This window comes from Microbulbifer maximicatervae (SeqCode) (assembly GCF_052467955.1).
The window spans coordinates 1394420-1411024 of the sequence record NZ_CP174329.1; the positions used below are offsets into that span (position 1 = coordinate 1394420).

At 45.7% G+C, this 16605-nt stretch carries 6 protein-coding genes; all 6 read left to right on the forward strand.

Annotated elements, in window-relative coordinates:
- Positions 1–150 precede the first annotated feature (150 nt).
- The 6 genes from ACJJI5_RS05935 (at position 151) to ACJJI5_RS05960 (ending at position 16599) form a co-directional block, all read left to right on the forward strand.
- A complete protein-coding gene (locus tag ACJJI5_RS05935) occupies positions 151–432 on the forward strand; it encodes an HP0495 family protein (RefSeq protein WP_444896242.1) in 282 nt (93 codons plus the stop codon).
- Entirely contained in the window at positions 432–1133 is a 702-nt protein-coding gene (lipB, locus tag ACJJI5_RS05940; protein ID WP_444896243.1) for a lipoyl(octanoyl) transferase LipB, read from the forward strand. The genes ACJJI5_RS05935 and lipB overlap by 1 nt, the downstream gene beginning before the upstream one ends.
- Positions 1126–2109: a lipoyl synthase gene (lipA, locus tag ACJJI5_RS05945; RefSeq protein ID WP_282931475.1), complete on the forward strand. Its 984-nt coding sequence runs from the start codon at positions 1126–1128 to the stop codon at positions 2107–2109. Before lipB ends, lipA begins: the two co-directional genes overlap by 8 nt.
- 1879 nt (positions 2110–3988) lie before the next feature.
- Positions 3989–5944, forward strand: coding sequence for a BamB-related PQQ repeat family beta-propellar protein (locus ACJJI5_RS05950; RefSeq protein WP_445355783.1), 1956 nt, complete (start codon positions 3989–3991; stop codon positions 5942–5944).
- An 888-nt stretch (positions 5945–6832) separates the two neighbouring features.
- Positions 6833–16270, forward strand: a complete 9438-nt coding sequence (locus ACJJI5_RS05955) for a DUF4329 domain-containing protein (protein ID WP_445355784.1) — start codon at positions 6833–6835, stop codon at positions 16268–16270.
- On the forward strand, positions 16267–16599 hold the full coding sequence (locus ACJJI5_RS05960) for a hypothetical protein (protein WP_445355785.1): 333 nt from the start codon (positions 16267–16269) through the stop codon (positions 16597–16599). Before ACJJI5_RS05955 ends, ACJJI5_RS05960 begins: the two co-directional genes overlap by 4 nt.
- Positions 16600–16605 lie beyond the last annotated feature (6 nt).

Here is a 16605-nt window from a genome sequence, read left to right on the forward strand (position 1 = left end):
GGAATGATTCCCATCCCTGTCCATCCCTCCCCACTCTCTGTCCACTTCCCCTTTTGCTCACTGTCCACTGCTGTTTAGCCGCTGTATAATCGCCGCCCGGCTGTGCCTAAGCTTTTCTCAATATCTAACAGCCCGGCCCCGGAGAGTGGTATGAGTCAAGATCCCAATCAAAAAGCCCCGAAAATTGAATTTCCCTGCGAAGACTACATGGTCAAGGTCGTGCGTGATGCCAATGATGAGGCGCACGAATTTGTACTGAATGTGATGCGTCGCCATGCCCCCGGCCTGGATGAAGAGCGCGTTACCTTGCGTGACAGTAGTACTGGTAAATTCACCTCAATGACTTTCTTTATCCTCGCCACTGGTGAGGAGCAGCTCAAAGCATTATTTGAAGAACTGAAACAGCACCCCGCTGTGCATATGGTGCTCTGATGACCATTGTTCGCGATCTTGCGCGGCGAGATTACAAGAGTGTCTGGCAGGCTATGTCGCGCTATACCGATAGTCGCGATGGCGAAAGTGTCGACGAGATCTGGTGTGTAGAGCACGAACCGGTTTTCACCCAGGGGCAGGCAGGCAAAGCCGAGCACCTGCTGAATACCGGTGATATACCCGTGGTTCAGGTGGATCGTGGGGGACAGGTGACTTATCACGGCCCCGGCCAGTTGGTGGTGTACCCATTGCTGGACCTGCGTAGAGCAAAAATCGGCGTGCGTGATCTGGTCACTGCCCTGGAGACTGCCACGGTGGCAATGCTGGAAACTTTTGGTGTTGCAGCGGCACCCAGGGGCGATGCGCCTGGGGTCTACCTCACTGAAGGCCCACGTGCGGGAAGTAAGATTGCCTCTATCGGATTGCGAGTTCGGCGGGGGTGCAGTTTCCACGGTATCGCCATCAATATCGATATGGATCTGGCTCCATTCCTGCGGATCAACCCCTGTGGCTATGCGGGGATGCAGATGGTGCAGATGGCAGAAATATTGGAACCAACCCCGAGTTGGAGCCAGGTCGCCGAGATTTTTGTACGCGAGCTGCTCCACACTCTTCAGTTGCCCGACGCCCAGTGGCAACCCATTGATGAAAAAGTATTTGCGCAGCTGAGCGCAGAACAGCAGGAATTAAGTAATGGCTGATAAACCCGACCTGGTGCCCGTTAAGCGCACTCGCCGCCTCCAGCAGGGGGAGAAACTTCGCGATGGCGATAAGGTAGAGCGTATCCCGGTGAAGGTAATTGCCAGCGATAACCTGCTGCGTAAGCCTGACTGGATTCGCGTAAAGGTTCCCGCTTCAAAAGAAGTGGATCGCATCAAAAATATTCTCCGCTCACAAAAACTGTCAACGGTTTGTGAAGAGGCGAGCTGCCCTAATTTGGGAGAGTGCTTTAGTGGCGGTACCGCGACATTTATGATCATGGGTGAAATCTGTACCCGTCGCTGTCCTTTCTGCGACGTAGGCCACGGTAAGCCCAATCCACTGGACCCGGAAGAGCCTAAGAACCTGGCGGATGCCATTGCTGCAATGAGTTTGCGCTATGTGGTAATCACCTCTGTTGACCGGGATGACTTGCGCGATGGTGGCGCCGAGCATTTTGCCAATTGTATTCGTGAATCGAGAGCGCAATCCCCGAACCTGCAAGTGGAAATTCTCACTCCGGATTTCCGCGGCCGTATGGATGTAGCGCTGGACATTCTGGAGAAAGAAGCTCCGGATGTGTTTAACCACAATTTGGAAACTGTGCCACGCCTGTATAAAGAGTCTCGTCCCGGTGCCAATTACAAGTGGTCTTTAAAGCTGCTGCAGGAATACAAAAAGCGTCGCCCTGACGTACTGACCAAGTCCGGGTTGATGGTTGGCCTGGGTGAGGAGAAAGAGGAAATTTTCCAGGTAATGGACGATATGCGCGAGCATGATATCGATATGCTTACGATCGGCCAGTATCTGCAACCGAGTAAAGAACACTTGCCGGTGCAGCGCTACGTCCACCCGGATGAGTTTGAAGAGTATCGCCGCTACGCTGAGCAAATCGGCTTTAAACACGCGGCCTGTGGTCCCTTAGTACGTTCTTCTTACCATGCTGATAAGCAGGCTCATGGAGAGAAAGTGGGTTAAGCCGGCGGAATAAGTTGATTTGTTAAGGGTGCTTTCAAGCACCCTTTTTTGTCATTCTCCCCAGATCATATGTAAATACGAACCCGAACTGCCCGCTCGTAAAGATATTCAGTTGCTAATCGCTGGGGCTAATGTCAGCCCAACCCTAGGAGAGTGTGTGATGAAAGCTCCTAGCTAGACTCTAGAGATGCTGCGAAAAATCATATACTGAAAAATTCTGGTGATACATGGATCTCGTTGTATTCTTCACAAGATCCCAAATTACTCCAAACAAAATTTATATTCTTTTGGGCTATTTTAGCTGTAAGCAAAGTTGAGTAGGCCCGAGTTACTTGGATTTCGTCAGGGAAATCAACTTTGCACCAATTTTGGGAGCAGGTCTTATTTGTTTGAAAGTATACACCTCCATTTTTATGGGTTATCAATCGTGTAACTTGCTCGGTACAGTTAATTGCGGCATTTCCAGTTAGAGAAAGTAAGCCAAGCACAATGATTAAGGTGAATTTATAAAAGGTTAGAGTTTTCATGGGGAATATACTCATTTTTTATAATGTTAATTTAAGTGGGCGGAGCTTTGAGGTGTGAAAGCTATTATTTAAATCCAGCCCCCTTTAAATGTGTGTTGTGTTTTGACTTGCCCTTGGGTGTTTTTCGGAAGCCTAGCATGGTTTCCTTGGGTAATTAAATCAATATATCAATCTGTATTGTGGATAGGGGAGTTGCTGTTTTATAAAAATGTAATTTGTACTATAGATCCAGTATTCATCCTTATTCGTGATGACTGTCATAATCTGAGATGGGATCCTAGTTGGTAGAAGTGTTTGCTTAATTACCGCTAACTTTAAGTTAGTTTCGAGTAACCTTTTGGGATGTTGGTAATCTCTGTATAGGGAGTAAGTAAGTTCGGTGATGGATACCGGTAAACCTATTTTTTCCATATTGAGACTCCGTTTAAAAGTACTGAGTATTCTTTAAGCCGCAAAGTGATCTGCTCGCCTGCTAGCTCTCAGATTGCTGTGGGGGCTAGGATTCTACTGCTTACAGGATCTTCGATCCGAGCATCTGGTCTATGTAATGACGTTAAGGGGTGGGAGGGTATCCGGGGTGGCCCTGCTACTATCGCAAAGGTGTTCTTTGTGCAGCTGAAAAGCGAATAGTTCCTGAGAGACTCTAATATAAAGAGCTGTATATATCATTAGCGTCTCCTTTTCTGATATTTTCGGGAATTCTGCATCAAAGCTTGCATCTCGTGCGATCATTCCGGAAGTAGATATCGTCGGGTTCAATAAAATCGGGCAGCTTGGACTGGTAATCCGGTTCTATTGTTTTCCATCGGGATTTCTGTTTTCTTCGTTAGTCATATTGAAATGAATGCCTAGATGAAAGTAGGCTCCATGCAAAAATGCTACGAATCTATTGATGGGCGGAAGTTCTGTGAAGTAAAAAGTCTTGTGAGGGGTAATCGGCGCTTTGTTTTGATTTGTGCATTGTTACTTCATTTTGCGGTGGGTTAGGTTGTAATATTTGACGTGCACATACTAAAGGTAGAAAAACCAGTGAGTCAGCGCCATGGGGGTAGGGAGTTGAAGTGCGAATCATACTGTGTTGCCTCACATATTAACGGAGCTTTTATATTTACATTCTGATGAATATTTCTTAGCAAGGAGGGGACGATTTTGGGAGGCTCAGAGCGTGAAAACACCCCTTGTTTAGGGTGCTTGTAATGGTTAAAAAATATCTGGGCTTGAACAAAATTAAGGCGTATGGTAATTTCCCGAAAAATTTACGTCTCGATTTTGTTGTATTTCATGGCTAAGGGATAGGAATTGGATAAATTCCCCTCCAAAAACGGAGGTTCGGCCATGATAAGGATTTAACAATGGTTGTGCTCTCTTCTAAAGTCCTGAGGTTATTTGGGGCTTTTTCCGTTCGAGTTTCCCTGTTTTTTGTACTCCCTATTTTGGCAGCCTCGACGCTTGCAGAAGACAGTGCCAGCCTTGTCTTTGATTCACCAAGTGATGATGAATATGTATCTAGCCGATTTCCTGTATTTAAGTTAAGGCTTGAAAACGCTGGTGATCTTGATGATTTATCCGTTGTTTTTGGGGATAAATCCTTGCCTACAAATGTATGCACCTTTGAGAAGTCTAGTGGTATAGCTTACTGCACGCTATCCGTGAGTCTAGATAATGGTTGGCAAGAGGTTTCGGCGCTTCTTTACAGTGGTAATTCTCTTGTCGCTCAAGCAAGTATATCTGTAGCGGTTGATTTAGATGAAGATGGAATCCCTGATCACCTGGATCAGTGTGGAAATACAGTAGAAAAAGAAAAAGTAAATCTTAATGGATGCTCCCCTATTCAGCTGGATAGCGATGGTGATGGAGTCTCCAATGTTGACGAGTTCTTACAAATTCTTCCAGCGATAAATATGCTTCTGTCCTCTTCTCCGGCAGTTGTTATTGAAGAGCCTCAACCTTTGGATAGTGCAATTGAGGATGGGCTTACATTTGAATCTCCCGCACATAAATCCCTAGTAAAAAGTGGCAAGCCTTCTGTCCGTCTACGTGCAAATATTTCAGAGAGCACTGCTGGCGCTCACCTCTCTATATTGGTAGATGGTGTAGATACAGGAAGTTGTAACTTTGATGATGTTACTGCGTTAGGAACTTGTGAGCTCTCACAGCCTTTGCTAGAGGGTTGGCATCGTCTAGATGCGCACCTTTTACGTGGTGACAGTAAGCTTGCTAGTGCTGCTATATCAATAGCATTGGACACTGATGAAGACGGAATACCTAATCATGAAGATTATTGTTCAAATACCCCTCTAAGTGAAACTGTAGATGGCTCGGGGTGTGGGGCATCACAAATTGATTCAGATTCAGATGGTATTGTAGATGTTATTGAGCTAGAAGCTGGCAGTAACCCTTATAGTCGCCACAGTTACCCGGCGGTAATTATCCAATCATTTTCAGCGCTACCTGAACAAATTTCTAGGGCTGGAGATAGTGCAGGCCTCAGTTGGTCCGTTAGTGGTGCAACAAGTGTTGTATTAAGAAATAGTGCTGATGATACTACGATAAACCGCTTACCATTAATTGGAACTGCAAGAGTTTCTCCACAGGCTGCGACTACTTACACCCTGAAGGCAATAGGCCCGGGGGGAACCAAAAGCTCTCAAGTGGAGATCTCTATTGTTTCCGATAAGCGAGAAAATCAATGGGGAATTTCACCTCTAGATCAAATTGGTGAGGCTGTCAGTTCTTCCCTCACTCTAACTGATGATGGTGGTGTTTTCCTTGGTGCATTTGACGGAAACTACTACCGATTCACCTCTAGTGGCAATCTTGCCTGGGTGATGGAAGATGTTGGTATTGTGATGAATAAAGCAGCTGTTTCCGATAGCACAGTATATATCGGAACTAACAGTGCTTCTGGGGGTAGAATTTTGGCGTTAAGCTCTAAAAAGGAAGTACTTTGGGATGAGATGACTCAAGCCGGTGTTGTTGCCAGTCCTGTATTAAACCAAACCAAAAGTATTTTATATGTTGCCACTTATAATGGCACTATCTTAGGTTTCAATACCGAAAATGGGACTTTGATTTGGAGCTTTAAACTTCCAGAGGGTGAAACTATTAGTGCAACACCCATGCTAACCAGTAATGATGAAATACTTTACATCCATAGTAATAGTCACAAGATATTTGCTGTTCGCGTGAAACCTGAGAATGGAAGTCAGTCAGACGATACCCAGCAGATAATACTTGAACCAAACGATGGTACTAATAGTGGTACTCCTCTCCTTTGGGAGAGCGATATAAGTTCTCCATCGAATTAACGATATTTCTTCTACCGAATAATCGTATCCCGATAATAAATAATTTCGCTGGTATATGTTTATATGCTAGCGAATCTCCCAGTGGAATAAGAACGCAAAACGATGTTAATGAAATTTCTTATAGGTTTTTCAGTAAGGATGTTGAAAGTCTACTTTTCTTTGCTCGTGCTTACATTGGGAGCGTATTCACAGGGGGCATGGTCTAGTTATCTTACCGTCTCTCCGTCTACAAGTAAGACGGGTGATCTGGAAGTGAGAGTAAATTATTATTCGGAACCCTGTAGTGGAAATTGTGTTGCGGTTATACACAATCTAACTGTTTATCATGATGGTAAGTACAAGGGAACTCTCGATAGTTTAGCAACTAGAACAGCGAGTAATGTGTATTCATTAAAAGTAGCTGAGGCTGGTTCGTGGAAGGTTAGATATGATTATTCCCAAAAAATCGGAGAAGAAGAATATCCTTGTGGTGGTGTGATAAATTATGATCTTGGTGGTACTCCAAACTTAATGCTCGGAGTACCAATGGCCAGTGCGCTTGTAAGTTCAAGAAGATGTTTCGCCACCTATTACACAACAAAGAAACTTATTCAAACTAAGACTGCTACAGTATCTGACCCTATAAGTAAGCCAGTATTTAAAAATCTACCAAATCAGGATGAGGCGGCAAATGGTGAATATAGTATATATTGGACGTATCCATCAAATACCTCAAAAATTGAACTTTGGGAAGGTGTTAATAGTAAAACTAAACTAAAGTCGGTTTCTCTCTCAAGTAACAAAGCAAGTAATCATCCATTTAAAAATAAACCGGTAGGTACATATTATTATCGGTTGCAGGCGTGTAATAAGTTAAATCAGTGTAGTGGGCTTACTGATTTTGCATCTGTGACCGTGCGAAAAAATGACCTTCCGCAGTTAAAGTTTCTCGCTTTTCCAATGCAGAATGCTTTTAGGCCAAAAAGCAATTTAACATTATATGCTCAGTCTTCTGATCGCGATGGTATTTCAAAAGTTACCTTCTACTATAGCTATAGCGATGGAATAAAAAGACTTATCGGTGATGGTGAAACGGCAACAAATGTTCCTGAAATGAACCAGTGCGATGGGTGTTACAGAAAAAACTGGACTCTCCCATCTCTTGAAGATGAAGATCAAATAAAAAACATCCAGGTCTGGGTAGAAGCTATTGATAAGATCAATGGAAAGACCGAGCTGGTTGCTCCAGGAATTATCAAACTTTCAAATAACCAACAGCCTACAGTTAGTGTTAGTGCATCACCGAGTACTATAATCGAGGGCGAAAGTGTTACTTTGAGTGCTAATGCTTCTGACCCGGATGGTAGCGTTAAATCCGTTGTCTTCTATGTCGGGGGGGCACCTTATAAAACGGATTCGACTTCTCCTTATCAGGTTCAATGGAGCACGAATTCCGCCGGTACATATTCTATCTATGCGAAAGTCACTGATAATGAAGGTCTTGAAAAGAAATCAAATAATATAAGTGTAAAAGTCTCCCCAAAGGCCCCACCACCTGCTCCCTCCTATTTAAATTTAGTTAATTCTTCGCGTGTCAACATAACTGGCGATTTTGAGCTTGCCTGGGATGCTGTAGGCGAGGTGACCTACAAGGTGGAAAAACTTGAAGTCGGCGTAAATGCTGATTTTGTCCCGGATACGACTTATACAAATAATAAAGTACCTGGACATGAAATATTTGATCAAAGAGCGGGAGATTATCGCTACCGGGTTTTTGCTTGCAATAGTGTTGGCTGTAGTGAAAAACCTAGCCCAGAAGTTTCAATTACTGTGGTTAGGGAAAAGCCCAACGCACCCAAAGGACTTGTTGCCAACCCGGATAAAGGCGCTCAGTTATTTACTGGTAATTACAAATTAACTTGGAATCCCTACAATTCTTCACTCGATGGCGTGAAACCTGAATTCTATAAGTTACAAGAGAAAACTGGAGGGGTAGAGAGCAGTTCTAAGTGGAGTACTCTACCTACAAGCAGCTTAACTACAAATTACACGGCTTCGAATAAGCAGCCCGGAAACTATAGCTACCAGGTTCTAGCATGCAATGCACTGGGATGCAGCACTCCTGGTGAGATAGTTAATGTTACGGTTTTACCTCCCTATTTGAATACTGCTGCTCTATCGTGTGACGGAGGATGCATCCGTTTATCGGGTTCAGGTTTTGATCCTGAATCATCTATAAGTCTCAAGGCAATTCATAGTCCAAGTATTAAAAAATCACTGCGATTTTCTGAGGCTGCTCAAGCAAATTCAACTGAAATCGAGTTTCCGATAAGCAAGCAAGCAGCGATTTATGATGCCCTATTTGAATTAGGGGTTCGTATTACAGTTACCAATCCGAATAGTGCTCAGGGTGGTATTACCCTTTACGGAGATCGAGCTACAGAAATAATAGGTGAAACCCAGTCTACTCCTGCATTAAGCATGGATGGCTCCACTCTCTATGTAGGAGCAGAAAATCAACTCTATGCCCTGGATACGAAGAATAGCGGCACTGTGTCTTGGCGTTTTGCAACAGATGGGATTATCAAGGCTAGTCCTAGGGTAGATAGCATTGATGGGACCATCTATGTAGGGTCACTCGATCATCATTTCTATGCAGTTACCCCTCATGCTGTAGAAAAGTGGAGGTTAAAGACTGGTGGAGAGATTGTTTCTTCTGCGATATTAGATGAAGATCGAACGCTCTATTTTGGTTCAATGGATAGAAATCTCTACGCCGTAGATCCTATTGAAGGCGCAGTGAAGTGGACTTACCCAGCCGATGGAGGGATTGCTGAAACGCCTGTATTAGCTGGTAATGATATTCTCTATTTTACTACGGTAGAAAGTAATCAAGTTCACGCTATATCTCGAAAAAACCGCGGACCGGGCAAATTGGTATGGGAAAGCGTAGATGATTCCTTGTTGTGGGGGGAAATTGGAAACTGGATTCCAGAGCCCTCAATGGAGCCCGAATTTCAATCGATAGCCCGACTTTATCGTGGGTTATTGCAGCCTCCATTAGCATTAAATCGAAAGGTTCTTACTTTCTGGACTTATCAGCGCGTAGCAGGCCTAGTTAGCGACGCAGATATAGCTCGGGCATTTCTTGAGTCTGACACCGGGCGCATAAATTTTTCCTCAACTTTAAGTAATAGTGACTTCGTCGATACGTTGTATGGGCGGATTTTCCCAGGGCAGGGCTATCCTGATATTTCCGTCGGTGGGGATACGTACAGTCGTGCAGCGTTGATCGGCCTTTTAGATGGAGGCTATGCGAGAGCTAATGTAGCTTTACTGTTCACTCAGTCCCTGGAATATACCGCTTCAACGAATAGTCTACTTAGACTTGCTTTTGATTATTTGTATGACCAGGACTTCAGTTGGGCAGTAACAACTTGTAATACCGGCGATGAATACACCCGCGATTGTGATGACGATAATTTGCCCGATTGGTGGGAAATCCTTTTCTTTGGCCATACCGACTACGGTTGGGAGGATGATCCAGACGAAGACGGAAAACCTAATGGTCAAGCTTTTATGGAAAGTATTAGCCCCTGTCAGGCAGGCTGTTATAACGGTATAACAGAAAAACCCCCGGCACCTGCCGAGGCCCCACAAGTGAATTTGGGGGATCTCAGCATCTCTGAATCTATTGGCGCTTTACCTGGTGAATTTCGCGTAAATGAAGCTGGAGCTGCAACATATTCAGTACCACTCAGTTTGCCGTCTGGAACCGCAGGGGTAACACCTGAGCTTGCATTGGCTTATACCAGCACAGCGGGCAATGGCATTATGGGTAAAGGGTGGACCTTAAGTGGCTTATCGGGGATAAGCCGTTGCCGACAAACAGCTGGACGCGACGGCAAAGGTGAAGCCATTACTTGGGGTGAGGGGGACCGTTTTTGCCTGGATGGACAACGGTTGCTATTGGTAAGTAATGGCCATTATGGTGACTCTGGGTCACAGTATCGCACCGAGGTAGATAGCTTTGCGTTAGTTACAGCTCACGGTGGGTCTCGTGGTAAGCCAGACTTCTTCACCGTTGAAAGAAAAGATGGATCCATTAGCTATTACGGAAATGGCAATAAATCGCAGCTGGCGTTTTCAGGACATGGCACCCTTAACTGGATGTTAAGCAGCTTCGAAGATAGTGCCGGCAATGAAATTAATTATATCTATACCGAAGACGGTGGCCACCGCATCCGGGAAATTCGATATGCCTATGGTGATAGTGGGCATGCCGCTGCACGGGTGACTTTCGAGTATGAAGATCGGATGGATGTAATTAATGGTTATTCCGCCGGGGCCTTCCTGTCTACCAAAAAACGTATGACAGAAATTAAGGTCCTCGGTGAAGATTACACTGTTCTTCGACGTTACGAACTCGATTATCTCAATACAGGGTACGACCATTTAAGTAGAGTTGAGCGTATTCGGGAATGTGTAGCTAATAGTTGTCGTCCTGATACCGTATTTAAGTGGCGCCTGCCAGCGGCTTTCCTTGCAGTAAATGCCGATTCCGGGGTAGGACTGAGTCGCCAGCTTGATCGGGCTAATCTGGCTCCACGCCCCGCAGATATCAATGGTGATGGTCTTTTAGACTTGATCTGGGTAGAGACTGATTGGGATGATGATGAGAGGATTCATGACCAGTACTTTAAGTATGTATTGGCGAATGGGAATGGTTTTGATTCCGAGCAGCTTGTCTTCAGGTATCAGGAAGATGTGCGTGTACCTTATTCCTGGAGCATGATTGACTATAATGCCGATGGTCGTGCGGACTTGGTCGTTTATGTTCGCGAGCGTGGCGTATGGGTAGTGCACAAATCGACCCCTAACCCTAGTGATGGCACATGGTCTATTAGCACATCTTCTGCTGCAACACTGAAAGAGTTGCCCATCACAAAAGAAGATACACGTTTCGTTGATATTAATGGCGATGGTTTAGTGGATGCTGTTTCGGCAACTGGTTATCAGCTATTAGAAAAGAGACCAGATGCCACTCCGGTTTCTAGTGATTTTTACCAATTTGGTAAGGTCAACCCCTGGACCATCAGTGGTTTAGAGTCTTGGGGTCATATAGACAGTGACGACGAAAGTGCTTTCCAGTATTTAGATCCACAAGCAATTGGCGATTTTAATCATGATGGCCAAGTTGATTTGGTTTTGGTTGATAGCAAGGTGTGGTGGGATAGAGATCCACTAGACCCTTATCCAATTGAGTTATCAAGGCCAGATTTAGATAAGCAGCATACCAAAGCATATTTAATGCAAGTTCAAGGCAATAAATTAATTGCTAAGGAAAAACTACTCGACTTCATGCAGGTCGATGGCTTTAAAGGTGACAGCAGAGACTATGATGCCACGGTATTAGAGCGCCACGGAACACTCAAAGAGTCCTTACAAACGGTTGATATTAACAGCGATGGCTTGGTTGATATTATTACCCGGGAAAGAGAAGGCAATAAATATCGCTACCGTATTAATACTGGAGATGGATTCCTGAATGACGTTTCTCTGGGGGCTTTTCCAGATAACGTACACCTGAACTGGTTCGACTATGAACTAGATGGTGATCTGGATATGTTATGGCGAAAGCAGGATGGAGAACTGGAAAAATTAGTCTTCCGTCGCTGGCAGGCGCGTACACAGTCCTTTGGCGAAGAAGAGCATTTCCGCACAGTAATTTCCAGCCGCAAAGGTGGAGGAGACACTTTTGTGGATATGGACGGTGACGGCCAGACTGATTATTTGGAATTCCATGGCGATCGTCTCTCCGTATATAAGGCAGGAGATAGGAAAGTGGCTCCCAATGTGATTGAGAAAATCACAAATGGTTTGGGTACTGAAACTATAATCAGTTATGGCTCCACCTCCTCTTCTGGACATTTTGCGCGGCCAGGGTTTGGCTCGGCAATGGATACATACTGTGCCAAGGTAGCTAATGGTGATAGCGGTATTGAAAGCTGGTGCCAGGAATATAAAGAGCCTTCGTACTATAGCCTCTATAACTCAATCAATGAAGATTGGCGCAAGTTTGAAACGGTAGATAATATTAGTTATCAGACTTTGGGTAAGACAAGCCCGATTTTCGATGTACACAATACTCAATTCTTAGTAACACGTGTTCAAAGTAGTGCGCCCACAGCAGCTGAGTACCCAGGGTCAGTAAACAGTAAAGCACTAGTTGGGGTGAGTTATTTCTATGGCCGCGCGCGCTTACAGGCAGGGGGACGTGGCTACCTGGGCTTTGAAAAAATCCGCACCTTGGATGAACAAACAGGCGTTGCTACTACTACAACTTATCGCCAAGACTTTCCATTCAATGGATTGCCGTTGAGGACCGAACAGCGTACTGCCTCAGGTAAATTACTGAGTGAGTCTGGTAATTATTGGGCTCTTAAGGGATGGCAATCTGAATGGTCTGAAAAGGCGAGGTCTCAGGGCACTTCTTCACTAGGACCTTTACAGCCCTATGTTTGGGAGAGTGTCGAAAAAGCCTATGACTTGACCGTCAATGGAGAGGTTCAAGGTAACTTACTGAAAACTATCACGAGTAAGACAGAGCAGGATCTGGATGGTAATACCACGCGTGTATACGTAGTTACTGAAACACCGAACGGGGATAGTTTCACTACAGAAACCATTAATGAATATGGAACAGGAGAGAGTGTTTCCTTTAGCAACTCTGATCATAGCTTCTCAAGCTATGAAGAGTTGGGCCGTTTGACTTTGGCGAGAGTTATTCATTCTCGCAAACAAGACGGGATAGAGGAGTTGGCCGAGCGTAACAGCGCTTTTACCTATTATCAAACCGGTAACAAAGCCGGCCTTTTGAAAGAAGAGATACTAGAACCTGAAAATGGCGGCCTGGACTTGGCGGATAGCGAATTGCGACTGCGTACATTCTATGACTATGACCGCTTTGGTAATAAAGTCTCAGCAGAGCAGATTGCCGACCTTGATAAATCGCGCTTGCAACGCTGGGTTTATGATCCAAGAGGCCGTTTTGTGGATCGTGAAGAAAATAGTTACGGCCAGACCGTGAGCCAGGTTCTTGAGCGCGATCAATATGGCCAGGCCACCTTGATTGAAGATATGGCCGGGGTACGGGCAACCATCGGTTACGATGCCTTTGGGCGAAAGGTGCTTGAGTACACTGAGACTGGAGCGGGCAAAGTAATATTATTTGACCACCCCGGTAGTCAGTGTCCCGCGGGTACTGTCTATCAGACGGTTGAGCGCACATCAGATGGCACTGAGGGCATAATTTGTTTTGATGTCCTTACTCGAGAAATGCGTAAGGCAGGTCGAGCATTTGATGGCAATTGGAATTATGTAGACACTGAATACGATAGTCTAGGCAGTGTCAAACATAAGTCCGAGCCATATCAGTCCGGCCAAAGCACCTATTGGACCACCCAGTACTATGATTTGATTGGCAGGGTCGTAGGTACAGATTTACCTGGAGTAGAGGGGACTAATGGTACTGGGTACGATCTGTCAATTGCCTACTCCGGATATACCACCACTGCAACTAATCCAAAGGGGCATGTACATAAGGAAACGGTAAATGCCCTGGGGGACAATATTCGGGTTGAAGATAATCTGGGTAATGTGCAGGAGTTTAAATACGATGCTCAGGGCAACCTGAGGTTTGTAATTAACCGTGGTAATGGTTCTCGCAACTATGTGACTGAGATGGAGTATGACCTGCTCGGTCGCAAGACGATGATGTCCGATCCGGATAAAGGGCAGTGGCGGTATCGCTACAATGCCTTTGGCGAGATGGTCGAACAGACCGATGCCAAAGGGCAGAAAGTAGTAAATCAGTATGACCGCCTTGGCCGCTTGGAAGAGCGCAGCGATTACAATAGTGAGAGTGAAATTGTAGAAACCACTCTCTGGGGTTATAACAATGAGCTGACGAGGGACCAATACGGTACTCCGCCCGCAGCCCTTCGCGAAGTGGTAGCGGTTGATTCCGGTTATATCAAAATCCATGGCTATGATGATTTTGGCCGCCCCAGCGAAACCATGACCAGTTTTGCCGAAGGGGATAATCACTATGAAAAAAGTAATTACGATCAATATGGCCGCCCCTTCCAGATATTTGACGCCGGTGGCGATGGGAGCTGGCAAAGCAGTGCTATCCAGCATAAATACAATCAGTATGGTTACCTGGAGAAAGTGGTTGATGCGGAAAAGTTGAACTTGGCAACTGCCGAGGAGTTCTATTCCGTATTGAAGATGGATGCTCGGGGCAATGTCACCGAGTACCAGACTGGTAATGGGGTCATTACTTATAAACACTTTGAACCTGCCACTGGCCGCCTGCTGACACAGCAAGCGCAGGCTAGCGGTATTCAAGGGGTCACTGATGTTCAAGACTTGAGCTATCACTGGGACTTGTTGGGCAACTTGGAGTATCGCGAGGACCGCAGTGGTGATAAGGATCTGCGCGAGGACTTTACCTACGATGGCTTGAATCGCCTGGAGACCGCACAGATTCAGGGGCGTGAAGCCCTGGTGATGCGCTATGACGACCTTGGCAATATCACTTATAAATCTGATGTGGGTGAGTATCGCTATGCCAGCCAGTGCAATGAAGGTTTTGGACCTCACGCTTTGTGTGAAACCAGTGATGGCATCAGTTATAAGTACGATCGAAATGGCAACATGGAGAGCGACTCCAGTGGTAGATTACTCAAGTACACGACTTTTGATAAGCCCTCAGAAATCACTAAAGGCGGGCACAAAACCGAGTTCCTCTATGGGCCTGCGCGTAAGCGCTATTTTCGCAGGGATACCGCCAGCAATGGCCAAGTCAGCGAGACCCGCTATATAGGCAATGTGGAAAAAGTCACACGTGGTGAAACTACAGAGATCAAACGCTATCTCCCTGGAGGAGTGTTAATCACGGTGAAGAATGGTGAACGCCGAAGCCAGTATATGCACAAGGATCACCTGGGTTCCCTGGATGTGATTACTAGCGTAAATGGCGAAATCGCCACAGACACAAATGGCAACCAGCAAGTGTTTAGTTTTGATGCCTGGGGGCAGCGTCGGAATGCACTGGATTGGAGTGTTCTGCTGGATAAACAACTGACTGGCTTTGCCACTGAATTGACTACTCGCGGCTATACTGGCCATGAAATGCTGGATCAGGTCGGCCTGATTCATATGAATGGCCGTATTTACGATCCACGCCTGGCCAGGTTCCTACAAGCTGACCCGTTAGTACAGGCACCTGATTATAGTCAGTCACACAATCGCTATTCCTATGTGTGGAACAACCCCTTAAATGCAACCGACCCGAGTGGTTATTCTGTTACCTTACTTGCAGCATTTGCCTTAGCTGTAATGAAGGTAAAAACAGTCTGGATTATTATGACGGTTATGGCAGCAGCAGGCTTTGTTGATGCCCTTTTACAAGGAGCTAGCTTTGGTGAAGCCTTGCAGAGTGGATTGGTACAGGGGGTTTCAGCCGCCGCTTTTGCTGCTGTTGGGCAGGCTGGAGTAGGGGCTGGAGTAGGGGCTGGAGCTACTGCAAGCCAGGCCTTTGCAATAAAAGGAACCGTTCTGGGTTTGATGGGCGGTATTACTGCGGAGTTACAAGGTGGGGAGTTTGGTCATGGGTTTGCGTCAGCTGGATTAGGGTTTTTCGCGAATGGAATTTTCCCCACTGAGAATCCTATTGTCGGAATTATAGTTGGCGGAACAGTTTCGCGGCTTTCTGGAGGAAAGTTTGCAAATGGGGCGGCGACCGCTGCTATGGCGTTTGCCGTCAGCGGAATTGCTTCAAGTGCTAGAGGTAGAGGTGGCAATACAGGTGCTGCAGGCTCTTGTGCTCCTCCGCTTGAGTGTGCAAGTGCTCAAGATCAGAAAGCGGCTGAAGCCTTATCGGTAGCAAATCCGCAGTCAATCAAAGATAATCTTGAATACGGTGGATATATTTATCGGGACGAAGAAGGTGCCCACGGGTACACGCAGCCTATGGCAGGAACTGAGGATGGATTCAATCCATCTTCCGCAGCACACCTTGTCCCTAAAGGGGCGGTTATTGTTGGCGATTATCATACGCACGCGGACTACTCCATAATAAAATCGAATGGAGACATTATTAGAACGGGTGACCCTTTAAGAGACAATTTAAATTCCGACCACTTCTCATCTACGGATCTCAGGGGGATTGCGGCGGATGCAGGTACGAATGCCGTGTATCGTGGATATTTGGGTACCCCAAGCGGAACATTTAGAGCCTATGATCCGGTTGGTCAACGGGAGTACGTATTAAACCCATGAATATTGTACGAGTGGTGGCTATAGCGTCGTTATTTACGTATGGCCCTATAGTCGCAGCAGAGCAAGAGGTTAGTGTGCTGAAGAAAGAGATATCTTTGACCGGAGAGCAGCTTGTTGCTTTTAAGCTAGCTTTGGATGAACTCAAAAAACGTAGTCTTGACTCTCAGGACTACAAAGGCACGCTGTATAAATTTGGAGAAAATCATGTTGTGATTTTTGAAGATCCGGCATCGCCTACCGACCAAAGAGGAAGTACAAGTAAAATACGAACCTTTGAAGTTGAGCTAAGCCCAGGTCATGAAGTGGTAAGAGCCAACTTCTCTAGGTAAATACTT